Consider the following 24,363-nt stretch of genomic DNA (forward strand, 5'->3'; position numbering starts at 1 on the left):
TCCGATTGAAAAAACAGGTGCGGATATATACATGTAAGATTTAATCAAATTATTAGACAGATGAAAGTTGATGTGCTTTTAGGACTCCAGTGGGGAGATGAAGGTAAAGGAAAAGTTGTGGACGTACTAACCCCAAAGTACGATTTAATTACCCGTTTTCAGGGCGGACCAAATGCCGGACATACGCTTGAATTTAACGAAATTAAACACGTATTACATACGATTCCTTCAGGAATATTTCGCGATGATAAAATCAACGTAATTGGTAATGGTGTTGTAATCGATCCTGTAATCTTCAAGAAAGAAATTGAAGGAATTAAAAAATTAGGCGTCGATTTGTCTAAAACACTATTCATATCGAAAAAGGCTCATCTTATTTTGCCATCGCACCGCATTCTGGATGCCGCTTCCGAAGCAGCAAAAGGAAAATCTAAAATTGGTTCTACTTTGAAAGGAATAGGCCCAACTTACATGGATAAAACGGGTAGAAATGGACTCCGTGTTGGTGATATCAATAGTGATTTTAAAGGAAAATACGATGCATTGGTAAGCAAGCACCGTCAGATGCTTGATAAATTTTATGAGTTCGAATACAATATTTCGGAATACGAAGCCGAATGGTTCGAAGGAATTAAGGTTTTAAGCGAATTCCAATTAATCGATAGCGAACAATACTTAAATGATGCGTTAAAAGCAAACAAATCGATTCTTGCTGAAGGTGCGCAGGGAACACTACTGGATGTTGATTTTGGTTCATATCCTTTTGTAACCTCTTCGAATACTGTATGTGCAGGTGCTTGTACTGGTTTAGGCGTAGCTCCTAACAAAATTGGAAGAGTAATTGGTATTTTTAAAGCTTACTGTACTCGTGTAGGTATGGGACCATTCCCAACCGAACTATTCGACGAAGATGGTCAGAAACTAAGAGATTGTGGTAATGAGTATGGTTCTACTACTGGTCGTCCAAGAAGATGTGGATGGTTAGATTTGGTATCATTAAAATACTCTATCATGATTAATGGTGTTACTGAATTAACCATGATGAAATCGGATGTAATGGACAATTTTGACAACATCAAAATCTGTACTTCATACAAAGTTAATGGTAAAGAAGTTGAGTATGTACCTTATGAAATGACTGAAGATATTGAGCCGATCTACACCGAATTTAAAGGATGGAAAGCTGATATGACAGGAATGACTCATGAGAATGAATTTCCAGAGGAATTTAACGCTTATATCGACTTTATCGAGAAAGAGACAGAAGTACCTGTAAAAGTTGTTTCTGTTGGTCCTAACAGAGCTCAGACAATTGAAAGATCTCTTGATTAATCAAGATTTATTATAAAATAAAAATCCCGCCAAATGGCGGGATTTTTATTTATGTTGTTTTTACTACTTCAAAAACAACATCCCCATTTTTGAGAAAAACTTTCTTATAGTACACCCTATCTACTATATAATAAGTTTTTCCATCTAATTCTAAAATTTCATATCCTTCAGGTAAATCATCAACCTGAACTCCCACTGGAGGAAGAACAACCACATATTCCCTTCCTTTTACCACATAGTAAGTACCATAGTGATAGAAATATGGTTTTCGATGAATCACAATACGAACATGATTTTTTGGCAACACTTTAATTCTACAACCTACAGGAGCTGCAACTACCTTGTATCCAACACCTTGCTTGCGATAATATATTCCATTGGATTTATAATAAACAACATTCTTATGCCTAAGCGTTTTTCCTGTATTCACCCTTACAACAACTGCACCTTTAGCAGGATATTTCTTATACCTTTTGTGTTTTACCACAACCACCTTTCGATGCACTTTTTTAGCAAACGATTTATTAGATATCGATGCTCCTCCTGTTAATAACAGAAAAACTGCTATTAGTTTAATAAAATTCCCCATAATAATTGATTTTTATTCAACTTAGTGTTTCGTTAGACACATTTTCATTAGAAAGGTTTAAATGCACTAAATTATTATCTTTTATCCGCAATCATATTTTTTTCAGAAGATGAATCCTTCAAATTAATACAAAACGATCCTCCAACTATGTCCTTGTATTCACTGGTTTTAACAAACTTTACATTACCCGTACCTTTTAAAAATATTCGCCCTTCAAATCTTCCTTCCAACACATTATTTTGAAACTTAGTGAGGACTAATCTCATTTTATCTCTCTTAACATTTCCTTGAAATTCGCAAGAATTACTGGAATCTGCACAAAGTAATCTTTCCTTAAGTACTTCTTGTTCATTGTACCATCCAACAATTGCTGCTTCATCAAAATCAGTACTTACAGTATGAGGATACTGAGTATTTTCAAGATCTATACCTTCAATGGAAATATTTATTTGTTCCACAGTCCCCGTGCTATTTTTACGAATAAGCAGTCCTGACAGAAATACAGATTGTTTATTCTGATCCCAAATTCCGTCACATTTTTTGGTTTCAAAACAACAATCCCCATTTCTTGAAAATTGTAAGCCTATATGAGTTGAATTAATATTCCCGTCACTATCATTATTGGTAATACTTTTACCAGTGGAACAACATGAAAGAAAAGGGATGACTACAAAACAAAGAATTCTATATTTTATATACATAGTGCTTTTTTTATTATCAGATGCAATTTATCTCAAATGGTTGCAAAGCGACCATTGTATAAATAAAACGCATAACTGTAGCATTTCCCTACCTCACAATCTAAAATTATTTACAATAAGATGCTACCCTACTTGTTATCAGGCACAAAAAAAAGCTATCTATTAAAGACAGCTTTCTATATCAATAAGAAATAAGTATTATTTACTATTCGATGGCAACTCTAAACCATAACCTGACACTTTATCTTCACGCTTCAGTAAAAGAGCAAACACCAATCCAATGATACCAAGGCAAGCAAACATGATCATTGTAAATGTGTAATCCAGATTTTCAGTACCTTCTGTATTTGTAGCATCTAACACCATGCCTGCCAAAATAGGGAATGCCCATAAGCCAAGATTCTGAACTGAAAACATTAATCCATAAGCAGAACCAATACGCTTCTCATCAACCATTTTAGCAACTGATGGCCACATTGAAGCTGGAACCAATGAGAAAGCCAATCCAAGAATTACCATCATCACATAAGGAGATAATCCTGTGAATGCGAATGTTAAATGTACAGCTACAAGTATCAATGAACCATATATCATTAGTGAAGCTGCTTTTCCATATTTGTCAACAAAAAAGCCAAATAAAGGAGTAAAAATCATAGTTCCAATTGGTAACATGGAAGAAATAAAACCACTCTCCTTTATCGATAGATTGAATTTATTCAAGAAAAAATCTGAAGAAAAGGATAAAAATGGAAACACTGCTGAGTAGAACGTTAAGCACAATAACGTAACATATATAAACGAACGATTTGTTAACAGTTTGGTGATATCTGAAATATGAAACTCATCACTTGCGGAAAGCAATCCCTCTTGTTTTACTTGTTTATCGAGCTTCAAATCAAACATCATATAAATCATGAATACAAGTAAAGCTGACAGAACTAAAAATGCCGCAAACCAAATTGCAGTAGTCCATCCAGACTCCGATTCTATTAATACAGGAGATAGATTAAATGCCAGGAATGATCCGGTTCTGGCAAGTCCTAATTTTACACCAAATGCCAATGCAAGTTCTTTGCCTTTAAACCATTTTACAATTATTTTACTAATTACAACAATACTTGTTTCAGCACCCAATCCGAATAAAAATCGCCCCAATAGCATCATTTTTAATTCAGGAGAATAACCGGTCATAAATGAAGACATAAGTGAATAGCCGAAACCATCGTTTCGATACAAATCACTGGCACCATACGCTGTAATCAAGGCACCAAAAGCCATAAAGGCAACAAACATGAATCCAGTTCTTCGAATTCCCAGTTTATCCAGAATAATCCCACCTAATACGGCCATTAAAAAAAATACATTGGGAATAGAATAGACCGAAACGAATAATCCAAAATCGGTACTGGTAAACCCAAATTCTTTGGTTAAAGTAGATTTTAAAGGAGAAAGAGCATCGTAAAAGTAATAGTTTGCTGCAAGAACAAATCCGACAGTTATCAGCATTGCCCATCGAGTTACTACGGAATCTCGTAATGAGGTTTTTAAAGCTTCTGTATTCATTAGTTTAGTATTAGTTGAACTTTCGAAAATACGAAAGCTTTTTGAAACGGCATAAAAAAAGCTGCTCCGTAGAACAGCTTTTGAATATAATAAAATAGAATTATAATTACTTTGACAATAACTAACTAGGTAACTCTAAACCATAGTTTTGATCTCTATCTGCCTTTTTAAGTAAGAACGATAAGAAAATAGAAATTACACCACAACCTACCAATACCAGAATTGGAATTGTATAATCTTTAGGCTGACCATCAGGAACTCCCTTGTTTACAAAATCGAGCAGAGCACCAATTCCCCAAAAGAATAAGCCTAAGCCCCAGTTTTGTAGTGTAAACATGGTAGCATAAGCAGTTCCTAATCGATTTTCAGCTACAATTTTTGCAACCGATGGCCACATAGCTGCTGGCACTAGCGAGAAAGCAACTCCCAAACTTAATAATCCGAAATATGCAATTATTACATTATGCAGAACCGAAAGAGATACGTGAGCAAAAATCAGTAATAATGATCCAAGTATCATTAGCGATGCCGCTTTACCTTTTTTATCAACAATATTACCGAAAATTGGAGTAAATATAATTGTTCCTAAAGGAATTAAACTTGCTGTTTTAGCACCATTATTCAACCAGATAGCCAGAATATCTTTCATTACAAATAAATAGGCCATAAATGCCACTAAAGCACCAATTTTAAACATGGCCTTAGTTTGCTTATTCTCAAAATTATTTGGTACAACGGCAAACAATATTGCAAACAGGAAGAATACAATATAAACACTTGCAGCACCAAATGCCTTACTTCCCCATAATAAAACCTCACCAGCCTGAGGTAAATCCTGAGTAAACCCAAATTTATTAATCAACAAATCGGGTGCATACTGCATAAATGGGAAAATAGCTGCATAAAATGTTACGCAAAGCAGAGCAATGTATAAAAATGATTTATTCTGAAGCAAAGTAATTAAATCTGAAAATTTAAAATCCTCATCGGTATCGCATACTTCACCACTTTTTTCCGAGCTAATGGCTTTTTCCTGCTTATCTAATTTAACATCGAACACGGTGTAAATTAAAAACATGATAAGAGCCAAACCTATTAAACCTGCAGCAAAAGTAACAGCAGGAGAAACGTGACCACCAGCAATATCAAGTGACAAAGCAGTACCCATAGCACTTCCTAGTCGACCAAATCCCATATTTATGGCCATTGCCAAAGCAAGGTCGTATCCTTTAAACCATTTTACAATAGTTCTGGTTGCAACCACACAAACAACTTCAAGACCCGATCCGAATAAAATCCGACCCACAATAATAGCATTTAACATGGTGCTTTTATCTGCACCAAATAAACCAGCAGCACCCATTGCGGAAATTGCACCTCCAAGAACTGCAATACCACCGAATACTATACCTGCAACTCTAATTCCCCACTTGTCGAGCATGATACCACCAATGATAATCATACCAAACATATTAGCAATAGTAGTCAAGCCTAATATTCGACCAAATTCTTCACTGGAAAATCCCATTTCGGTTTCCATTAAACCTTTCAAACCAGAAAAGAAATCCTGGAACCAATAAGTACTGAAAGTTAATCCCGAAAGGAGAATCAACATTGCCCATCTCATTGCTGAAGAATCGCGCAATGTTCTTCTTAAAGTTTCTGTCATTTTTGTTATATTTTAAAGTTAAAATAGGTTTTAGCGGCTACTAAATTAGGATAAATGAAGAAAAAAACAAACCATAACCCTCTTGATTGCCTGCATGAAAAAAGCCACTCGAAAGTGGCTTTTAAAATATCTTAGCAATTTTTATTTTTGAATATTTGGTAACTGAAGACCATATCCTTTAAGCTTATCTTCACGCTTCAATAAAAATCCAACTATAATGGCCAAAAATCCCAGTCCTGTAAAAATCAACATTGGATTAGTATAATCGTATAAAGGTATCTCTGTTCCGTTTGCCTTAGCTAATGCTACTTGCGGATTAGATTGATCTAACACATAACCAATTAACAATGGAATTCCCATTAAACCCCAGTTTTGTATCCAAAAGATTAAAGAGAAAGCTGTACCTAACTGTTCCTCAGGAATAATTTTTGGTACCGATGGCCACATTGCCGAAGGAACAAGTGATAATGCAATTCCTAAAATAATAGTTAATGCAACTGCAACATACCAATAGTTTAATATAGGTAAAGAGAAAATAGAGTGAACAAATAAAATAAGAACTGCTCCTATAATCATTATGGTTGCACCTTTTCCCAGCTTATCGTAAATACCCCCAAAAATAGGTGTTAAAAATAAAGTTCCCAATGGTAGCAAACCAGGTATACTACCTGCCACTTCTTGATCTAAACCATATTTATTCACCATTAGATCGGCAGCATATTTTATAAACGGAAAAACCGATGAATAAAATAAAACACATAAAATAGCAATTAACCAAAATCCTTTGTTTCGAACAATTAGTAATAAATCTGAAAAAATACCCGTCATTAATTCACTAAATGTAGTTGATTTTTTTTCTTCATTACTTTCTACAGCTTCGGATGCATCTAACTTTTTATCCATAGATACATATATAAAAAATGCTATAAACCCAATTACTAGTAAAATTAAGGCAAAAGCAATCGGTGCCGAGATACTTGGCCCCATTTTTTCAACCAATTGTCCATTTTCAACTTGTGTATGAACATTGGAAAAGTACATTGCTAAAGGCACTGGAGCAACCATTGCGAGCATGGTTCCAATTCTGGCTACAGCCATTTGCATACCCATTGCAAATGCCATTTCGTATCCTTTAAACCATTTAACAATTATTTTTGATACGGTTATACCGGCAATTTCAACACCAACACCAAAAATTGCAAATCCAACCGAAGCTAAAAATACCTGCGTATGAATTCCAAACATAGTACTACTTTCGAGAGTAGGATTTGTAACTGCCCAAAACTTAATTGCAGCTCCCAAAACCATAATACCCGATGACATTAAGCCGGTAAAACGAACACCCATTCTATCGAGGATAATACCTCCAAAAATAAGCATAAACAGGAATACATTTAACCAACCATAAGCACTTGTAAAAATTCCATAATTAGTACTCGACCAGCCAAACTCTGATTCGAGCATTGGTTTTAATGGAGACATAACGTCGGTTAAGAAATATCCGGCAAACATTGTGATAGAAATTATTCCCAATGCAGACCATCTTGCGGCTTTAGAGTCACGCAGACTCTGTTTTATTTTTTCAGTCATATTATTTATATGTTAGTATTTTATATTTGTTTAAGCGACGCTAAAGTAAGATTAATCCAGTTAGGAACAAAAAGCATTTATCAGCTGTAACTTATTCATATTGATTCCATATTTCAGAGTTTCAATGCAGATAATCCTTATATTTGGGATGATTTAATTTTAATATTATCCGATGAATACACTAACGGAAAACTCTGGTTTGTATACTGATTTTTACGAACTAACTATGGCTCAGGGATATTACCTAAGCGGCAAAGGGAATGAAAATACAGTATTCGATTACTATTACCGAACAAATCCTTACAAAGGTGGCTACTTGGTTTTTGCTGGACTTTACGATTTATTAAAAATTCTGCAGAACTTTACATACAATAAAGAAAACATCGAATTTCTGCGAAATGCAGGATTACGCGATGAGTTTCTGGAATATTTAGAAACTTTTCAGTTTAAAGCTAAGGTATACAGCGTTCGCGAAGGAGAAATTGTATTCCCAAACGAACCCATTGTGCGAGTTGAAGGAAATATAATTGAAGCTCAGCTAATAGAAACACTTTTATTAAACTATCTTAACTTTCAATCTTTAATTGCAACGAAAGCATGCAGAATAAGAAACGTTATTGGCGATAAAACATTTTCCGACTTTGGGTTACGAAGAGCTCAGGGATTAGGAGGAATACATGCTAGTCGCGCAGCAGTAATAGGCGGCGCCGATTCCACATCGAATGTTTACAGTGGCTTTAATTATGGTATTCCAGTTAGTGGAACTCAAGCCCATGCCTGGGTACAAAGTTTCGATGAAGAAATAGATGCCTTTAGAAAATACGCAGAAATAAATCCCGAAAGTACAGTTCTTTTGGTTGACACCTATAACACTTTAAAATCAGGTGTTCCCAATGCAATTATTATTGCTAAAGAATTAGAAGCAAAAGGTTATCGTTTAATTGGAATTAGATTAGATAGCGGCGATTTAGCATACCTAAGCCAAAAAGCCAGAAAAATGCTTGATGATGCAAATCTTGAATACGTTGAAATATTTGCCTCGAACCAACTTAACGAATATGTAATTAAAAGTTTGAACGAACAAGGAGCACAAATAGATGGCTATGGTATTGGAACCGAATTGGTAACAGGACAAGATACAGGTGCTTTAGATGGAGTGTACAAACTTGTTGAAAACAATGAAATTCCAAGATTGAAAATTTCAGAAAACATCGAGAAAATTACCATGCCTGGGAAAAAGAAATTAATTAGATACCTTGATTCTGATGGCTTATTTTTTCGAGATGGAATTATCCTGAGCAATGAAAATAATCTGGATAAACTTTATCATCCATTTCATAAAGATAAAAATACCGATGTTTCCAATTACACATCGGAAGAACTTACTCAACTGGTAATGGAAAATGGTAAAATCCTGATTAAAGAACAATCTCCGGGAGAAATTAATTCTTATCTAAAAAAACGATTTGCCCAACTCCCCGATGGTCACAAAAGATTTATTAGCCCTCACATTTATAAAGTTGGTATCTCTAAAAACTTAATGAGCTTAAGAGATAACATGCTAAAAGAAATTAGAAGTAAAATTTAAATTAAGCAAAGGCTGTAAGTTTAAAATTAGAAACTTACAATTTGCAACCCACAAAATTATGAATGCACTGCACACCAAAATAGTTAGGCCAACTTTATTAATTGATAAAGCAAAATGTATTGCTAACATTGATAATATGATTGCCAAAGCTAAACGAACCAACACCCGATTACGACCTCATTTTAAGACTCATCAGTCGGCCGAAATTGGTAAATGGTTTAAAGAAAGAGGTGTGCAGTCTATAGCAGTATCGTCGCTTAGCATGGCAAAATATTTTGCTGATAATGGCTGGACAGACATTACTGTAGCCATTCCGGTAAATGTGCGTGAAATTGATCTTATAAATGATTTATCGGCTAAAATCCAGTTAAACCTGCTGATAGAATCAAGAGAAAGCATTTTGTTTTTAGATTCAGAACTAATCAATACCGTAGGAGTTTATATTAAAGTAGATACCGGTTATAATCGTTGTGGACTTCCAAGCGAGGCGATTGGTTCCATTCAAATTTTACTTGACTTGATTAAGGAATCTAAAAATTTAAATTGCAAAGGCTTTCTTGCTCATACCGGACACAATTACAAAGCAAGCGATCAAAACCAAATTCATAAGAATCATAGCAAAACCCTACTCGATTTAAATGAACTTAAGGATGTATTTCGTAAAGATATTCCTAATCTGGAAATCTCTTTGGGAGATACCCCTGCATGCAGTATCAGCGAAGAATTTTACGGGATAGATGAGATTCGTCCTGGCAACTTTGTATTTTTTGATATCATGCAATATGTACTTGGATCATGCGACGAAGACCAAATTGCTGTTGCTATGGCTTGTCCGGTAATAGCTAGAAACATAGACCGTAACGAATTGGTTATTTATGGAGGTGGCGTACATTTTTCTAAAGAATTTATCAAAGCCGACGAAGAAGGCACTAAATTATTTGGAAGCATTGTTCGCCTAACAGAAAATGGCTGGAGTGAAATTTTAGGTGGTGGATTTTTAGCTGAACTTTCTCAGGAACATGGAATTATCCGCTGCAGCGATATGCTGTTCGATGAATTTACAATTGGAGATTTAATTGGAATTTTACCTATTCATTCATGTATGACTGCTAACTTGATGAAAGAATATCTTTCTACAGATGGAAATTGGATCAAGACAATGAACAGCTGTCAATAAACAATTACAGGTAGGTTAAAAAAATTACAAAACATCACCAAAATACTAAGAAACAAGTGCAGAAAGCGAACATTTCAGAATCTAAATTGTTTCCTGATAAACAAAGATGAAACAAATGAATTATCAAGCGTATATCGAGAAATTTAAATTTTCCAATATAAAAACAACTATTGTTTCGGAGATTACTGCTGCCGATAACTCTAACTATGTAATTGCTCTCTCTTTGGCATTAGGTGCTTTTTTAGCATTCTCACCGGCATGGGGTTTTCAGACAGCTTTGGCAATAGCTTTAGCACTAGTCTTTCGTTTAAATAAGGTTTTAGTACTGTTAAGCGTCAATTTAAGCAGCATTCCTCCTCTCATCCCGCTAATTCTGTTAGCAGGATATCAAGCTGGCTCGTTTACTTTATATGGTAAATTTCAAAATCAAGTTCCAGACCTTACCAATTTAAAAACTTTAGGTGAGAATTATTTGCAGTTTGCTTTGGGATCTTTTATTGTGAGTATAGCAGTTGGTACAGTTTTTTTCATTACAATTTATTTCCTTCTAAAAATATTCAGATCAAAATAACACCTAAGACCTACCACTAGCACACTTTGTACATCAAAAAAAAGGGACGCACATTTGTACGTCCCCTGATAAATCGATATTGATTTATTTATTCTTTTACTGGAATATGCTTCAAAGTTTCTACTACAAAATCCCAGAATTTAACAACAGTATCAATTTTCACTTTTTCATCTGGAGAGTGAGGAAAACGGATAGTTGGTCCGAATGAAATCATATCCCAATTTGGATAAACAGCACCTAACAAACCACACTCTAAACCTGCATGAATTGCTTTAATTTCAGGCACTTTGCCAAATTTATTATTATAAACCTCCTGCATTGTTTTTAAAATTGGAGATTCCATATTTGGTTTCCATCCTGGATATTCACCTTCTAATTTCACTTTTCCTCCTACCATTTCGAAGGTAGAAGCTACCATTTGTGCCAAATCATCTTTAGCCGAATTTACTGATGAACGAATTAATGCTTGCACAATAATTTTTCCATCATTGCTATATACACGAGCTAGGTTCAATGAAGTCTCTACCAATCCTGGCATATCATCGCTCATGCGAATAACACCATTAGGACAAGCATAAATAGCATTAGTAAGATTCTTTTGAGATTTCTTTTTGAATACCTTTTTAGGAGCATCAGTAGCTTCTGCAAAGAATACCAGATCTGGTTCAACAGCAGAAAGTTCGGCTTTATAAGTAGCTTCGAACTCGGCCACTGCAGCTAAGAATTTCTCATTGTATTTTTCGGGTACAGCAACAACAGCAAACGACTCACGAGGAATTGCATTGCGAAGAGATCCTCCATCAACCGAAGCTAATTTTAACTTAAAGTTTTTTGTTGCAAATTTTATGAAACGGAACAATAATTTGTTTGAGTTTCCTCGACCCAAAATAATTTCCATTCCCGAGTGTCCACCTTTCAAACCTTTCATGTAAAGCTTATAAGCTACATGACCTTTCTCAAGTTTTTCCTCTTTGTATTTCATTGTTACATTGGCATCGATACCACCTGCACAACCTACATATAGTTCACCTTCATCTTCCGAATCCATGTTCAATAGGATATCACCATCAAGAACATCATTTTTAAGACCAAAAGCACCAGTCATTCCTGTTTCTTCATCAGCGGTAAACAAAGCCTCAACTGGTCCGTGCTCAATATCGCTAGACTGCAAAACAGCCATTGCTGCAGCCACACCCATTCCATTATCTGCACCTAAAGTAGTACCATCGGCAGTTACCCAGTCACCATCAATAATAGCAGTAATCGGATCTTTTTCAAAATCGTGATCTGTATCTGCATTTTTTTGAGGAACCATATCCAAATGCCCTTGCATTACTACACCTTTACGATTTTCGAAACCAGGTGTAGCTGGCTTTTTAATTATGATATTTCCTATTTCATCTTTGATGGTTTCTAAACCCAAATCCTTACCAAATTTCATCATGAAATCCTGAATTGCATCTTCATGCTTCGATGGACGTGGTATTTGAGTTAGTGAATAAAAATTTTCCCAAATTGCCTTAGGCTCGAGGCTTAAAATTTCTTTGCTCATTATATTTTTCCTCCGTTAAATTTTAATGTTTATTATTTAAGAGGACTAAAGGTAATATTTTTTAGGAAAGGCAGAAAGAGAATCCCAAAAAGAGAATCTGAATTAAGTTTTTTTAAGAAAACGGTTAAAAACTTCAAAACCCAAATTTCAAAATCCAATTGTGGAATTCGAAATTTGGGTTTTCTATATTTTAATATTAAGCATTCAAACTTTAGCCTGAATACTATTCTTTCAAGTTTTTATTTACTTACATTCTTTATGGATCCTAGATCAGGATAAAACTCAATAGCATAATTTTCGTTTAACAATACCTCGGCAGGCATACTCACAATTTTTCCAAACTGAGCAATTGGCATGCGCTTTTTTAGCAGAGTACTTTTACCATTTGAAATGGTAACATCGGCCATACCAGAAATTCGATACTTAATTTGTTTTTGAGGATCGGTACCTGCTGTTGGCAAAATTGTTAACTCCTCAGTCGTATTCCTATTTTTAAAATCAATACGAATTGGTCTTCCGCCTAAATCGCTTACATCAACAGGACCATTTTGTGGCGACATGCGAAAAATAACACCTCCATTTTCTCCTTTTTTAGGTACATAAGAAAATTGAAAAGATTTATGAACACTAACTTTTTTACCTATAAACAGAGATAGATACTCATTTTCGAGCTTAGCCAATTCATCGACTATAATTTGATATGCTTTTCCATCGGGAGGAAGAACCTCATAATTGGCTGTTAAAATCTTAAATCTTCTTTTTCTCAATTTAAAAATTTCATGAGCTGCTTCTTCGGCTTTTTCTTCCAGCGACTTTGTTAAGGCCTGTTTTTCCAATACCGGAACTTTTACAAAAGCAGTATCTGTTTCAACAACTTTATAAATAGTATCCTCTTTGTATTTAATGATCGGGTCGATAGAAAATTTACCATATTCTATATTCACATCATCCTTAGATAAAACAATCTCCTCACGCTCTATATCTTCTGAGCGATTATTTTTTAAGTTAAAACCTCTGATTAGGCCTTCGGGTGTTAAAGACACTAAAGATGGTTCATAATCTACCGAAGTAACTATTTTATGAAACTGCTGCGGATCAACCTCTCCTTTTCCTGTTAATTCGGCAGAAATAAGCTGCCAACTGGTTCCATTAGCTTTTACAATATCAGAAATACCTAAATATTTTTGAGCATAATCGGCAAAAGGACCTTTCTTTAGAATGGTTTTCTTTGCAATAACATCAACTTTTAATACTGTTTGCGGTAATGCATAAATTACTGTACTTGGGGTATCTAAAGTTCTTCTTTTTTGAGCATCTGTATTTTTAATTGTTCCTGCAACAATTAAAAATGCAATTAATAATTTAAAGATGTTTTTATTCATTTTGTGTGTTTTTTTTGCGAAATAGTATTACACTTCTATATCAATATCACTAAAGTAATTTTATTATTTTTTTAGCGCCAACCAGGCATTTGGCAAAAAATTAACAATATCGCTCGCAGTAAGAGCCTCTAAACCAATTTTTTCAGCAGCCAAATCACCAGCTAATCCATGTAAATATACTCCAATAATGGCAGCCACTTTCGATGGATATCCTTGCGAAAGCAAAGATAATATTATTCCTGTTAGCACATCGCCACTTCCTGCTGTTGCCATACCCGGATTTCCTGTTGGATTAAAATAGCAGCTTCCTTCGGGACATGCAATGGCAGTATACGCTCCTTTTAAAACCATTGTAATTCCGTGTGCTTTGGCAAATTCACGTTGCATACAATTTCTCGTATAAGCATCCTTTGATTTTCCCACCAAACGCTCAAATTCTTTCATGTGCGGCGTAAACACACAACCCATTGGTAAACTATTTTTTAATTCAGAATGCTCACCAATAATATTTATTGCATCGGCATCAACAACCATTGGTACTTTTACGGCTTCCAGTAAATCAATCATGGCGCGATATGAATTCTGTTTCTTATCAATTCCCGGACCAATCGCGATTGCTTTAAACTGTTCAAGTTCAGGAAATTCTGTAAAAATAAGATCTGACCGATCAATACTCACCATTGTTTCGGGAACCGCTGTTTGCATAATTTCATAACCCAAACGAGGAATATGCGATGTTAACAAACCAATTCCCGATCGCAAGGCTGCTCTGGAAGCCAAGACTGCAGCACCCATTTTCCCATAACTTCCGCTAATTAATAATCCATGTCCATAGCTACCTTTATGATCGAACTTTTTTCGTGGAATCAACAAAGATTTTACAAACTCGCGCGTCAACATTTTAAAAATAGTCGGTTCTGTTCTAATGATCTCAGGATGCAAACCAATAGGTAAAACGCTCCATTCTCCAACATATTTTGCATTCTCAGGAAAAAGAAAAGCTAATTTCGGAAATTGAAAGCTTAAAGTAAGGTCAGCCTTAACAATACCATGACTATTATTATTCGAGTTATCTTCTCCCATTAATCCTGATGGGATATCAATGGCAATTACTTTTGCTTCGCAGGCATTAATCGCCTTCACTACTTCTAAGGCAATTCCACTAAGAGGCCTCGACAAACCCGAACCAAATATTGCATCAATTACAATATCATCCGGAAAAACCCAAGGCATGGCTTCTGCTGAAGCCAATTCATAAATATCAATCGTTTTAATCAATTTTAACCTTTGCAGATTTATCTCTGCATCAGTCGATAGTTTTTTAGTAATATTTAGCATATAAACCTCAACTGAGTAACTACTCTGATTCAGTAGTCTGGCCAAAGCCAAACCATCGCCACCATTATTTCCTGGACCTACAAATATTTTACAGTTACGAGGAGCAGGAAATTCTTCAATTACTTTATCAAGAAGTTTACCCGCTGCTCTCTCCATTAAATCGATCGATAAAATGGGTTCATTTTCGATAGTATAAGCATCTATTTTGGCAACCCGTGCTGATGGAAAGATTTTCATCTATTTATTATTTTAGATTTTAGACATAAAAAGCAAGCATAAATATTTCGATCAATCCTCTTCTCACATTTTACGATAAACAGGAACAATCAGAGACTTAGCATTTCGTTATCCTATTTTTAAACTTATTTTTTTCACGAAACATTAATTATCTCAGGCTTTCATATCAAAGATACTAAACTTTTGAAATTTAGTTCTGCTTACGAAAACGATTTAAATTCCTATAATCTGCTTACAAATCATTATAGACTTCTGATTTTTTCTATATATTTGTCAATCTTATAACTAAAACTTAACTATTATAATTTAAAACTAACATTTATGTTTAAAGGACATCCTAAGGGACTCATTCCGGCAGCATTGGCAAACATGGGGGAACGTTTTGGTTTCTACACCATGATGGCAATTCTAGTCTTATTCTTGCAAGCAAAATTTGGCCTTAACGGGTCAGATGCAGGTCTTATTTATTCTGTATTTTACTTTTCAATTTACATTCTAGCATTTGTAGGAGGTATTATTGCTGATAAATTACAGAATTTTAAAGGCGTTATTCTTACTGGACTAATTGTTATGGCACTTGGTTATGTAGCTATTGCAATACCAACACCAACTCCTGTTCCAAACAAAACATTGTATCTAACACTTACATGTATAGGTTTATTTGTTATTGCTTTTGGTAACGGTTTATTTAAAGGTAACTTGCAAGCACTTGTTGGTCAAATGTATGATAACCCTGAATACGATAGCAAAAGAGATTCTGGTTTTTCATTATTTTATATGTTTATTAATGTTGGTGCTATTTTTGCTCCTTTTACTGCAATTGCAATTAGAAACTGGTGGTTAGGTAAACACGCTCTAGCATATAATGCAAATCTTCCAGCTCTTTGTCACAAGCAAATTGAAGGAACTTTGGAAACTACCCGTGTTATGGGTAATGGACTACTAGATAAAGCTCAGGGAGCAGCTGAATCCGTATATTCTTTAGACCCAACAAGTCTTTTCCAAAATCTGGCAAACGAAGTAACTGTAAGCAAGGCATCTAATTTAACACAATTTGCAGGAGAATACCTTAATGTTTTTAACACTGGATTTCATTACGCTTTTGGTTGCGCAATTATTGCAATGGCTATTTCTTTAGTAATCTATCTTGTTAATAAAGGAAAATTCCCTAATCCACTATCAAAAGAAGATGCTGCCAATAACAAAGGTAACAATGGTAGTGTACCAGAAATGTCAGTAAAAGAAATTAAACAAAGAATGTATGCTTTATTAGCTGTATTTGGGGTTGTAATTTTCTTCTGGTTCTCATTTCATCAAAATGGATTAACCTTAACAATGTTTGCCCGCGATTATACTGATTTAAGTGGTATTAAAATTGATTTAGGATTTACATCGATACAAGGTGCAGAAATTTTCCAATCTATTAATCCAATCTTTATTGTTATTCTTACCCCTATTATTATGGGTATTTTTGGATGGTTAAGCGCACGAGGAAAAGAACCATCAACACCAAAAAAGATTGCAATTGGTATGTTCATTGCTGGTCTAGCTTATGTAGTTATGGCTATAGGATCTTTCGATTTACCATTATTCTCACAAGTAGAAAGCAGTCCTTTATCTGATGCTGCCAAAGCTACTCCAATGCTACTTATCGGAACTTATTTTATTCTTACCGTTGCTGAATTATTTATTAGCCCATTGGGAATCTCCTTTGTATCTAAAGTAGCCCCTCCACAATATCAGGGTATTATGCAAGGTGGTTGGTTAGGTGCAACAGCTGTTGGTAATCAACTTTTATTTATTGGTGCAATTCTTTACGAAAGCATTCCAATTTGGATGACATGGTGTGTATTTGTTGCCGCTTGTGCAATCTCAATGTTCACTATGCTATTCATGGTTAAATGGCTAGAAAAAATTACTGAGTAATAAATTTTAAACTAGAAGAAAAATGAAAAGATTAAAAAATATCTTTAGTATAATTATACTTTCTCTTTTTTTCGTTGCCTGTGGAAAAGTTGAAGCAGAGAAAGATGTAACCAATTGTATTAATAAGCTAAATCGCTTCAATAATCTTTATTCAACATTATCAGTAGATGGAGTTATTTCTAAAGAAAAAGTTGGTGAAGAAGATTCTGAATTTGACCAACTTAAAAAAGTAGCTTCAGAATATTACGAACTTGTTAATAAAATCAATTCTGACATTCAAGAAGAAAAAGAAAAAGCTGAAAAAGGTAAAAAAATCAAAGGTTACGAAAAGAAATATCAGGAAGTATTAAAAGCTAAACATTCTGAAATTGAAAAAGCAACAAAACTTTTCGAAGATAATTTATCTAAACTTTAGAAAAATAATTTTCTGTGTAAAAGCTGCCTCACTAGGCAGCTTTTTTTTTGTTTTTGCCTAACTATTTAGTCCATTTATAAAATCAAATAAAATTCTCCTCCCTATTTCAGACTAAAAGGTATTTTATATTATATTTGTTTATCTAAAATAATTCTAAATAACTTTTCATGTTTGAAAAACTTAAAAAGCGCTGGAATATTACGTCCAATATTCAATTGATTTTAATTCTCATAACATTCTCAGTCACCGGAAGTCTTTCGGTACTAGTACGAAATCCTATTTTCGAATATTTTTCCATAGGCTCTGATACTCACATCTTGCTGCGAATTCTTTTAAGCATTCTAATTATTACACCAACTTATCAGGTTTTATTGCTGATAGTAGGAAGTTTGCTGGGGCAATTTCCCTTTTTCTGGAATTTTGAAAAAAAAATGATAGGTAGGTTCTTTAAAAAAAAAGCAGTTAAAAAATCAGTATAACAACAAACCTTAACCTAATTTATGAATAAAGAACAGATAGCAGAACGATTTAAAGAACTACAAGATAGAATTTGTAAGGCTTTAGAAAAAAATGATGGAAAAGCTTTATTCCAGGAAGATAAATGGGAAAGAAAAGGTGGCGGTGGTGGTCGTAGCCGAATAATTAAAAATGGTAATATTATTGAAAAAGGTGGCGTTCAATTCTCTGCAGTTCACGGTAAGCTTCCACATAAAATTAAAGACAAATTAAAGCTAAATGCCGATAATTTTTATGCTACAGGAGTTTCTTTAATTGTACATCCCGAAAATCCACATGTTCCAATTGTACACATGAATGTGCGCTACTTTGAATTAGAAGATGGCACTTTTTGGTTTGGCGGTGGTATCGACCTAACTCCTATATACATAGATAAAACTGAAGCCCGGGAATTTCATGTCAAATTAAAAGAAGTTTGCGATCGCTATCACAAAAATTTTTACAACAAATTTAAAACCTGGGCCGACGAGTATTTTTATATCCCATTTAGAAAAGAAACAAGAGGAATAGGCGGTATTTTCTTCGATCATTTAAATGATGATAAGGGAATGAGTAAAGATGAAATATTTAGCTTTGTAATGGATATTGGCAATTTATTTGCGCCACTTTACTGCAGAGTTATGACTAAAAATACCAATAAATCTTATTCTGCAAAAGAAAAAGAATGGCAATTACATCGCAGAGGCAGATATGTAGAATTTAATCTGGCGTTAGATAAAGGAACTCAATTTGGCTTAGATACCAATGGACGAACCGAATCAATTCTTGTAAGTATGCCTCCGGAAGTAAAATGGACCTACCAATATGAAATTTTGAAAGGTTCTAGAGAAGAAAAAACTTGTCAGCTTTTAAGAAAAGGAATAAACTGGATCGGCTAAGCAAATCCATTCTATTTTTTAGATTCTGATTCAATGTCAAAGAAAAAATATTAATTTAACAATCCAGATATTTATATCGATACTTATTATTTAAATTCGCTTGAATTCTATTTTATATGCCAAAGAAAACCACAATTTTACTTCTAAATTTAGGAACTCCAAAAAGTCCTAATGTCTCGGATGTTCGAACTTATCTTTTCGAGTTTTTAAACGATAAAAGAGTTATAGATATTCCGTGGTTATTGCGAAAAATTTTAGTGAACCTTATTATTGTTCCCTTTCGCGCAAAAGGTTCATCAAAAATTTACAAGCAATTGTGGACCAAAGATGGTTCTCCATTAATGATCTATGGCGAAAAAGTAAAGGAACTACTCCAAAAAGAATTGGATGATAATTACACCGTAGAGCTGGCAATGCGCTATCAGGAACCTTCAATGGACAAGATTTTGGAAAATATCCGACAAGATATGCCCAATCGCCTTGTCATTCTTCCCATGTATCCTCAGTATGCCTCCTCAACAACAGGTTCAACATTTGAGAAAGCGATGAATATTATCAAAAATTGGGAGGTAATTCCTGAAGTTAAATTGGTAAATCAATTTTTCGACCATGAAGGATATCTTAATACAATTACAGAGAATGCAAATAAGTACAATTTAAACCAATTTGATCACTTTATTTTCTCCTATCATGGTTTACCTATCCGACAAATAAATAAAGTTCACCCAGAAAGAAACTGCCACAAATGTAATTGCCATAAACAATTTAATCCTGATACCGATTACTATTGCTACAAAGCAACTTGTTTTGAGACGAGCAGATTATTGTCCGAAAAATTAAATATTCCCAAAGAAAAATATACAGTCGCTTTTCAATCTCGATTAGATAAAAACTGGCTGGAACCATTTTCAGATAAAATAGTTGAGAAATTAGCCAAAAATGGAGCCAAAAAACTTATGGTTTTTAGCCCGGCATTTGTAGCCGATTGTCTGGAAACCACAGTTGAAATAGGTCTGGAATATGGCGAATTATTCAAAGAAAATGGTGGCGAAGAACTAGTGTTGGTAGAAAGTTTAAACGATCATCCTCAATGGATACAAGCACTTAAAGATTTAGCTCTTAAATAAAATTGTAATTTATAAATACAATCATTCACTTCATAAACCAACTATAAAACAAAAGAGCTTAATTCCTTTGATTAAATTAAGCTATTTTGTTTTATATTTCACTGGCATTTATTCAAAGTCATTCTCATTCGGTTCGATTTCCGAAATTGGCTTTAAATTTTCTGGAATCTCCTCGTTCACCTCATCACTAAAAAATGGAAAAATATCCATAATAGGACTTTCACTAATTGCAGGAATTTCGAAAGGTACAATCATATCACTTAAGCATTCTTCTAAAAACTCATAAGCCTGTTTCACATTATTAGCTTCTGCTAACATATACTGATTCGTTTTCTTCTCTTTCCCAGATGCCTCATCAACATCAACAAAAGAAACTTTTGCTTTATACCAACGATCGCCATTTTCGTTTGGGTACAATTCTATAACATTAGACTTACTAATATTGGTTACATTAAATTCACCACTAATCATTTGTTCTAATTCTTTGTGAATTCGTGCTTCCGCCTCTGTGAAAGACATTGCATCCACCAAATATGGCTCAGAAACTTTCTTCTCTTTTCCAGATACTTCGTCAATTTTAACGTATTTTACTTTGCATTCAAACCAATTATTTGTCATGATATAGATGTTTATATTTTTAGAGGATAGCAAAGATAAAGGATTTAATTTTACTCAAACAAATGCACATAAAAAAAGGAAAACAATTTTCATCGTTTTCCTTTTTTTGTAGCGAGAGGCGGGCTTGAACCGCCGACCTCGTGATTATGAATCACGCGCTCTAACCAGCTGAGCTACCTCGCCGTTTTGCTTGATTGCGGTGCAAATATAAATGCATTTTATTTCTAAAAAAAATCTTTTCCCTTAAAATATTTCATGATAATTGACTTCATATATTAAAGTCTCTGTTTTACAGAAATATTACAGATCAAAAAAAAATAAAAAATTTATTTAAACTCACAGAGTTATTAACTATTCGTTTAATTAAACCCATATTTTAATCTAGAAATTCTTCTTTCTAGAGTCGGCAATTGTTCCGAATCTACTTTTTTACACTTAAGATATTATATTTTAAAGTTAGGAGTAGATTCAAACCTAATTATAAAAAAAGAGGAAACAATTTTCATCGTTTCCTCTTGCGTAGCGAGAGGCGGGCTTGAACCGCCGACCTCGTGATTATGAATCACGCGCTCTAACCAGCTGAGCTACCTCGCCGTTTTTCTAACAGGCTGCAAATATAGAATCCTTTTTGTTAAAAAAAAACAATTCAGATGATTTTCTCAAATCAATTATTTTTAGAAATTTATTTTTTGTAAAATCATCCCTTAACTTAAATAATATTTGATATTGAGAAGAATTAACAGTATATAAATAAACAAAGAATTTAATAAGGTTTTTTATATTTCAATAATTCTTAAGTATCTTTGCAACAATTTTTAAGTATTGACTTACATTTCATTATATTAGTGTTATTTTTAATACTTAAATAGCTTAGCTTAAAATAGGGCTTTTCCTATTTTATCATTAAATATTTATGCCCCAAATCAATGAAAAAATTTGAACTGGAATACGTACTTCAAGCTTCTACAAAAGTTGTTTTCGATCGTCTTAGTAGTGCAAGCGGCTTGTCCGAATGGTTTGCTGATGACGTTAATCAAAAAGGAAATATCTATAAATTTTTGTGGGATGGCGCTGAACAGGAAGCAGAACTTCTAACAAAAAAAGACAATCGTCTTATCCGATTCCATTGGTTGGATAGTGAAGATGAAGAAAGCTTTTTTGAATTTAAAATTGAAATTGACGCACTTACAAATGATTTGTCTCTCATAATTACCGATTTCGCCGACGAAGATGAAATTGACGAGAGTATCGAACTTTGGGATTCTCAAATTTCTGAGTTAAAACATGTATTAGGGATATGATTTTTTAACACTTCATATCAATAAAACCTAAATAAATTAGCTTATTTTTGTAAGCTTATGAGACCAGTTTCTTCATGTTATTGGTCTTATTTTTTAGGTGCTGTTTTTACTATTGAAACAATCTGTTTACATTTTTTGTATTTGCAGACTTCCTATTTCAATTTAAATATATTTAGAATGAAACGATTACATTCATTTATCCTTAAAAGTTTTTTAGGCCCTTTAGCCTTCACTTTCTTTGTTTGCATGTTTGTCCTACTAATGCAATTTTTATGGAGATATATCGACGAATTAGTTGGTAAAGGATTAGAATGGACCGTAATTGGTGAATTTTTATTTTATGTTTCGGCAACATTGGTTCCAATGGCCTTGCCGCTGGCTATTCTTTTAGCCTCTATTATGACCTTTGGCAACATGGGCGAAAACTACGAGCTTACTGCCATGAAAGCGGCAGGCATTTCGCTACAAAGAATCATGAAACCTTTAACAATTCTTGTTGTCAGCATTAGCATAAGTGCTTTTTTCTTTGCCAACTATGTAATGCCTATCGCCTCGTTAAAAACAACATCATTACTATTGGATATTAAAAATCAGAAACCAGAATTAATTCTGAAAGAAGGAATTTTTACCAATGACCTGCCCAACTTTAGCATTAAGGTTGGACCAATTAATAAAGAAACAGGAATGATGTATGATCTGCTAATTTACGATCATAGAAATAGAAGAGGAAATACAAATGTTACTATTGCTGACTCAGGAACAATGGTAACCTCCGAGAATAATCAAAATATGACCTTAACACTTTATAGTGGAAACATGTATGAAGAGGTTAAGGTGAAATCGAGAAACAAAAAGCATCCTTCACGTAGAATTAAATTTGGCGTATACGAAACCAATGTTCCTCTTCGTAGTAATAAATTAAAGCGAGGTGACGAAGATCGATACAATAAAAACTACAGAATGCTTAATTTAAGGCAATTACAACACTCAGAGGATTCTTTAAATAAAGTACTAAACAAATCGAAAGGTCTTTTTATAAAAGGATTAATTGCCAAAAATTATTTTAAAAAAGATGTCAAGAAACTTAGAAAAGACTCTATTAAAGTAAAAGAGCTATTAAAAAAAACCAAAAACGTAGATTCGCTTTTTCATGTTATTCCATTAGATAAACAATTAAGATCGGTGAGTAATGCCTTAACCTTTGCACGAAAAACACGAGAGAACACATCTCGTAAGGAAGGTGAATTTATAGCTAAAGAAAAATATCTTAAACGATTTACTAACGAATGGCACCGAAAATTCACTTTACCTTTTGCATGTTTAGTGTTTTTCTTTATTGGTGCCCCTCTTGGTGCAATTATCAGAAAAGGAGGATTGGGAATGCCTGTTATTATATCCGTATTGTTCTTTATCTTCTACTATATAATTTCAATGACTGGCGAGCGTGCTGCTAAACAATTGGTTATGAACCCAGCTCTGGGTATGTGGATATCATCAATAATAATTCTTCCTTTAGGAATTATTCTAACCTATAAAGCAACTACCGACTCAACATTTTTTAACATCGAAAATTATATTGATTTCTTTAAAAAAATTAACCCATTGAAATTTTTCAAGAAAAAAAATGCCTAAATTTTTTTTACTATATCTGGTAAGCGTATTTTTATTATTCTCATCGTGTAAAAATAATAAAACTGAAAAAGAAAGTATCGTTACCAATTTAATAGACAACTGGCATAAAGATGCAGCCAGTGCAAATTTAGATGACTATTTTAAAGCAATGAGCGAAGATGCCATCTATATAGGCACCGATCCCAGTGAAAAGTGGACCAAAGAAGAGTTTTATCAATTCTGTAAACCTTTTTTCGATAAAGGAACTACCTGGAACTTTACACCTTTCGATCGTAAAATATATTATTCTTCGGATACGAATACCATTTGGTTCGATGAATTACTAAATACATGGATGGGCGTATGCAGAGGTTCCGGAGTAATAGTGGTAGAAAATGGAAATTACAAAATCTCCCACTATCATCTGTCGGTTACCATTAAAAACGAGAGCATGCAAGAATTTTTACAAGTAAAACAAAATTAAATGTTCGACGATTTAAAACCGGATATAGATTATTATATGAGCCCTGATGGATACAGAATACTTACCAAAAAGTATTTAAGCGAAAGAGGCTATTGTTGTGGAAACGGATGTAAACATTGTCCGTATTTTCCTAAACACACAAAAGGAAACAGAACTTTAAAAGAATAATACTAAGTAGTATTTGATTAAATACCATTA

22 protein-coding genes and 2 tRNA genes are annotated in these 24,363 nt (G+C 33.8%); 13 read left to right on the top strand and 11 right to left on the bottom strand.

The window, feature by feature from the left end:
• Window positions 1-60 precede the first annotated feature (60 nt).
• On the top strand, window positions 61-1,332 hold the full coding sequence (locus ACT3CE_RS01285) for an adenylosuccinate synthase (protein ID WP_444707957.1): 1,272 nt from the start codon (window positions 61-63) through the stop codon (window positions 1,330-1,332).
• Window positions 1,333-1,381: 49 nt separating this feature from the next.
• Here ACT3CE_RS01285 and ACT3CE_RS01290 read toward each other — a convergent pair whose 3' ends face one another.
• From ACT3CE_RS01290 to ACT3CE_RS01310, 5 genes are all read right to left on the bottom strand, one after another.
• Window positions 1,382-1,921, bottom strand: a complete 540-nt coding sequence (locus ACT3CE_RS01290; RefSeq protein ID WP_444707958.1) for a DUF6515 family protein — start codon at window positions 1,919-1,921, stop codon at window positions 1,382-1,384.
• Between the two features lie 74 nt (window positions 1,922-1,995).
• The gene (locus tag ACT3CE_RS01295) at window positions 1,996-2,622 is read right to left on the bottom strand and encodes a hypothetical protein (RefSeq protein WP_444707959.1); all 627 of its coding nucleotides are present in this window, start codon (window positions 2,620-2,622) and stop codon (window positions 1,996-1,998) included.
• Window positions 2,623-2,820: 198 nt separating this feature from the next.
• Complete coding sequence (locus tag ACT3CE_RS01300; protein ID WP_444707960.1) at window positions 2,821-4,185, bottom strand: MFS transporter; 1,365 nt, start codon at window positions 4,183-4,185, stop codon at window positions 2,821-2,823.
• 121 nt (window positions 4,186-4,306) lie between these two features.
• Window positions 4,307-5,854: an MFS transporter gene (locus ACT3CE_RS01305; RefSeq protein ID WP_444707961.1), complete on the bottom strand. Its 1,548-nt coding sequence runs from the start codon at window positions 5,852-5,854 to the stop codon at window positions 4,307-4,309.
• 141 nt (window positions 5,855-5,995) lie between these two features.
• Window positions 5,996-7,444, bottom strand: coding sequence for an MFS transporter (locus tag ACT3CE_RS01310; protein WP_444707962.1), 1,449 nt, complete (start codon window positions 7,442-7,444; stop codon window positions 5,996-5,998).
• Between the two features lie 172 nt (window positions 7,445-7,616).
• Here ACT3CE_RS01310 and ACT3CE_RS01315 point away from each other — a divergent pair, with 172 nt between their 5' ends.
• The 3 genes from ACT3CE_RS01315 to ACT3CE_RS01325 all read left to right on the top strand — a co-directional run bounded on the left by ACT3CE_RS01315 (window position 7,617) and on the right by ACT3CE_RS01325 (window position 10,780).
• Window positions 7,617-9,032 (top strand): nicotinate phosphoribosyltransferase, encoded by a 1,416-nt coding sequence (locus tag ACT3CE_RS01315; protein ID WP_444707963.1) that lies wholly within the window; start codon window positions 7,617-7,619, stop codon window positions 9,030-9,032.
• A 58-nt stretch (window positions 9,033-9,090) separates the two neighbouring features.
• A complete protein-coding gene (locus tag ACT3CE_RS01320) occupies window positions 9,091-10,209 on the top strand; it encodes an alanine racemase (protein ID WP_444707964.1) in 1,119 nt (372 codons plus the stop codon).
• 115 nt (window positions 10,210-10,324) lie between these two features.
• Window positions 10,325-10,780, top strand: a complete 456-nt coding sequence (locus ACT3CE_RS01325) for a DUF2062 domain-containing protein (RefSeq protein ID WP_444707965.1) — start codon at window positions 10,325-10,327, stop codon at window positions 10,778-10,780.
• 88 nt (window positions 10,781-10,868) lie between these two features.
• Here ACT3CE_RS01325 and ACT3CE_RS01330 read toward each other — a convergent pair whose 3' ends face one another.
• The 3 genes from ACT3CE_RS01330 to ACT3CE_RS01340 all read right to left on the bottom strand — a co-directional run bounded on the left by ACT3CE_RS01330 (window position 10,869) and on the right by ACT3CE_RS01340 (window position 15,289).
• Window positions 10,869-12,332, bottom strand: a complete 1,464-nt coding sequence (locus tag ACT3CE_RS01330; RefSeq protein ID WP_444707966.1) for an aminoacyl-histidine dipeptidase — start codon at window positions 12,330-12,332, stop codon at window positions 10,869-10,871.
• A gap of 239 nt (window positions 12,333-12,571) precedes the next feature.
• The gene (locus tag ACT3CE_RS01335) at window positions 12,572-13,714 is read right to left on the bottom strand and encodes a DUF4831 family protein (protein ID WP_444707967.1); all 1,143 of its coding nucleotides are present in this window, start codon (window positions 13,712-13,714) and stop codon (window positions 12,572-12,574) included.
• A 63-nt stretch (window positions 13,715-13,777) separates the two neighbouring features.
• Window positions 13,778-15,289, bottom strand: coding sequence for an NAD(P)H-hydrate dehydratase (locus ACT3CE_RS01340; protein WP_444707968.1), 1,512 nt, complete (start codon window positions 15,287-15,289; stop codon window positions 13,778-13,780).
• Between the two features lie 321 nt (window positions 15,290-15,610).
• Here ACT3CE_RS01340 and ACT3CE_RS01345 point away from each other — a divergent pair, with 321 nt between their 5' ends.
• From ACT3CE_RS01345 to hemH, 5 genes are all read left to right on the top strand, one after another.
• A complete protein-coding gene (locus ACT3CE_RS01345) occupies window positions 15,611-17,215 on the top strand; it encodes a peptide MFS transporter (RefSeq protein ID WP_444707969.1) in 1,605 nt (534 codons plus the stop codon).
• Between the two features lie 22 nt (window positions 17,216-17,237).
• Entirely contained in the window at window positions 17,238-17,630 is a 393-nt protein-coding gene (locus ACT3CE_RS01350) for a hypothetical protein (RefSeq protein ID WP_444707970.1), read from the top strand.
• A gap of 167 nt (window positions 17,631-17,797) precedes the next feature.
• Window positions 17,798-18,109 (top strand): DUF6787 family protein, encoded by a 312-nt coding sequence (locus ACT3CE_RS01355; RefSeq protein ID WP_444707971.1) that lies wholly within the window; start codon window positions 17,798-17,800, stop codon window positions 18,107-18,109.
• A gap of 21 nt (window positions 18,110-18,130) precedes the next feature.
• The gene (gene hemF / locus ACT3CE_RS01360) at window positions 18,131-19,024 is read left to right on the top strand and encodes an oxygen-dependent coproporphyrinogen oxidase (protein WP_444707972.1); all 894 of its coding nucleotides are present in this window, start codon (window positions 18,131-18,133) and stop codon (window positions 19,022-19,024) included.
• Window positions 19,025-19,140: 116 nt separating this feature from the next.
• Window positions 19,141-20,151 (top strand): ferrochelatase, encoded by a 1,011-nt coding sequence (gene hemH / locus ACT3CE_RS01365; RefSeq protein ID WP_444707973.1) that lies wholly within the window; start codon window positions 19,141-19,143, stop codon window positions 20,149-20,151.
• A 108-nt stretch (window positions 20,152-20,259) separates the two neighbouring features.
• On the opposite strand, the gene ACT3CE_RS01370 is transcribed toward hemH, so the two are convergent.
• From ACT3CE_RS01370 to ACT3CE_RS01380, 3 genes are all read right to left on the bottom strand, one after another.
• Window positions 20,260-20,769, bottom strand: coding sequence for a DUF4494 domain-containing protein (locus tag ACT3CE_RS01370; protein WP_444707974.1), 510 nt, complete (start codon window positions 20,767-20,769; stop codon window positions 20,260-20,262).
• A gap of 109 nt (window positions 20,770-20,878) precedes the next feature.
• Window positions 20,879-20,952: transfer RNA gene (locus ACT3CE_RS01375), tRNA-Met, on the bottom strand.
• 337 nt (window positions 20,953-21,289) lie between these two features.
• Window positions 21,290-21,363 (bottom strand) — tRNA-Met (locus ACT3CE_RS01380).
• Window positions 21,364-21,695: 332 nt separating this feature from the next.
• Between ACT3CE_RS01380 and ACT3CE_RS01385 the strand changes: the two genes are divergently transcribed.
• The 4 genes from ACT3CE_RS01385 to ACT3CE_RS01400 all read left to right on the top strand — a co-directional run bounded on the left by ACT3CE_RS01385 (window position 21,696) and on the right by ACT3CE_RS01400 (window position 24,333).
• The gene (locus tag ACT3CE_RS01385; RefSeq protein WP_444707975.1) at window positions 21,696-22,070 is read left to right on the top strand and encodes an START-like domain-containing protein; all 375 of its coding nucleotides are present in this window, start codon (window positions 21,696-21,698) and stop codon (window positions 22,068-22,070) included.
• Window positions 22,071-22,247: 177 nt separating this feature from the next.
• Window positions 22,248-23,702: an LptF/LptG family permease gene (locus tag ACT3CE_RS01390; protein ID WP_444707976.1), complete on the top strand. Its 1,455-nt coding sequence runs from the start codon at window positions 22,248-22,250 to the stop codon at window positions 23,700-23,702.
• Window positions 23,695-24,165 (top strand): nuclear transport factor 2 family protein, encoded by a 471-nt coding sequence (locus tag ACT3CE_RS01395; RefSeq protein WP_444707977.1) that lies wholly within the window; start codon window positions 23,695-23,697, stop codon window positions 24,163-24,165. Before ACT3CE_RS01390 ends, ACT3CE_RS01395 begins: the two co-directional genes overlap by 8 nt.
• Window positions 24,166-24,333 carry a DUF5522 domain-containing protein gene (locus tag ACT3CE_RS01400; RefSeq protein WP_444707978.1) on the top strand — a complete coding sequence of 56 codons (168 nt, stop codon included), beginning with the start codon at window positions 24,166-24,168 and terminating at the stop codon, window positions 24,331-24,333. It begins immediately after the preceding gene.
• Window positions 24,334-24,363: the final 30 nt, after the last annotated feature.

It is taken from the genome of Marinifilum sp. RC60d5, assembly GCF_052400665.1.
In the GTDB taxonomy this organism is placed as follows: Bacteria; Bacteroidota; Bacteroidia; order Bacteroidales; family Marinifilaceae; genus JBQTGK01.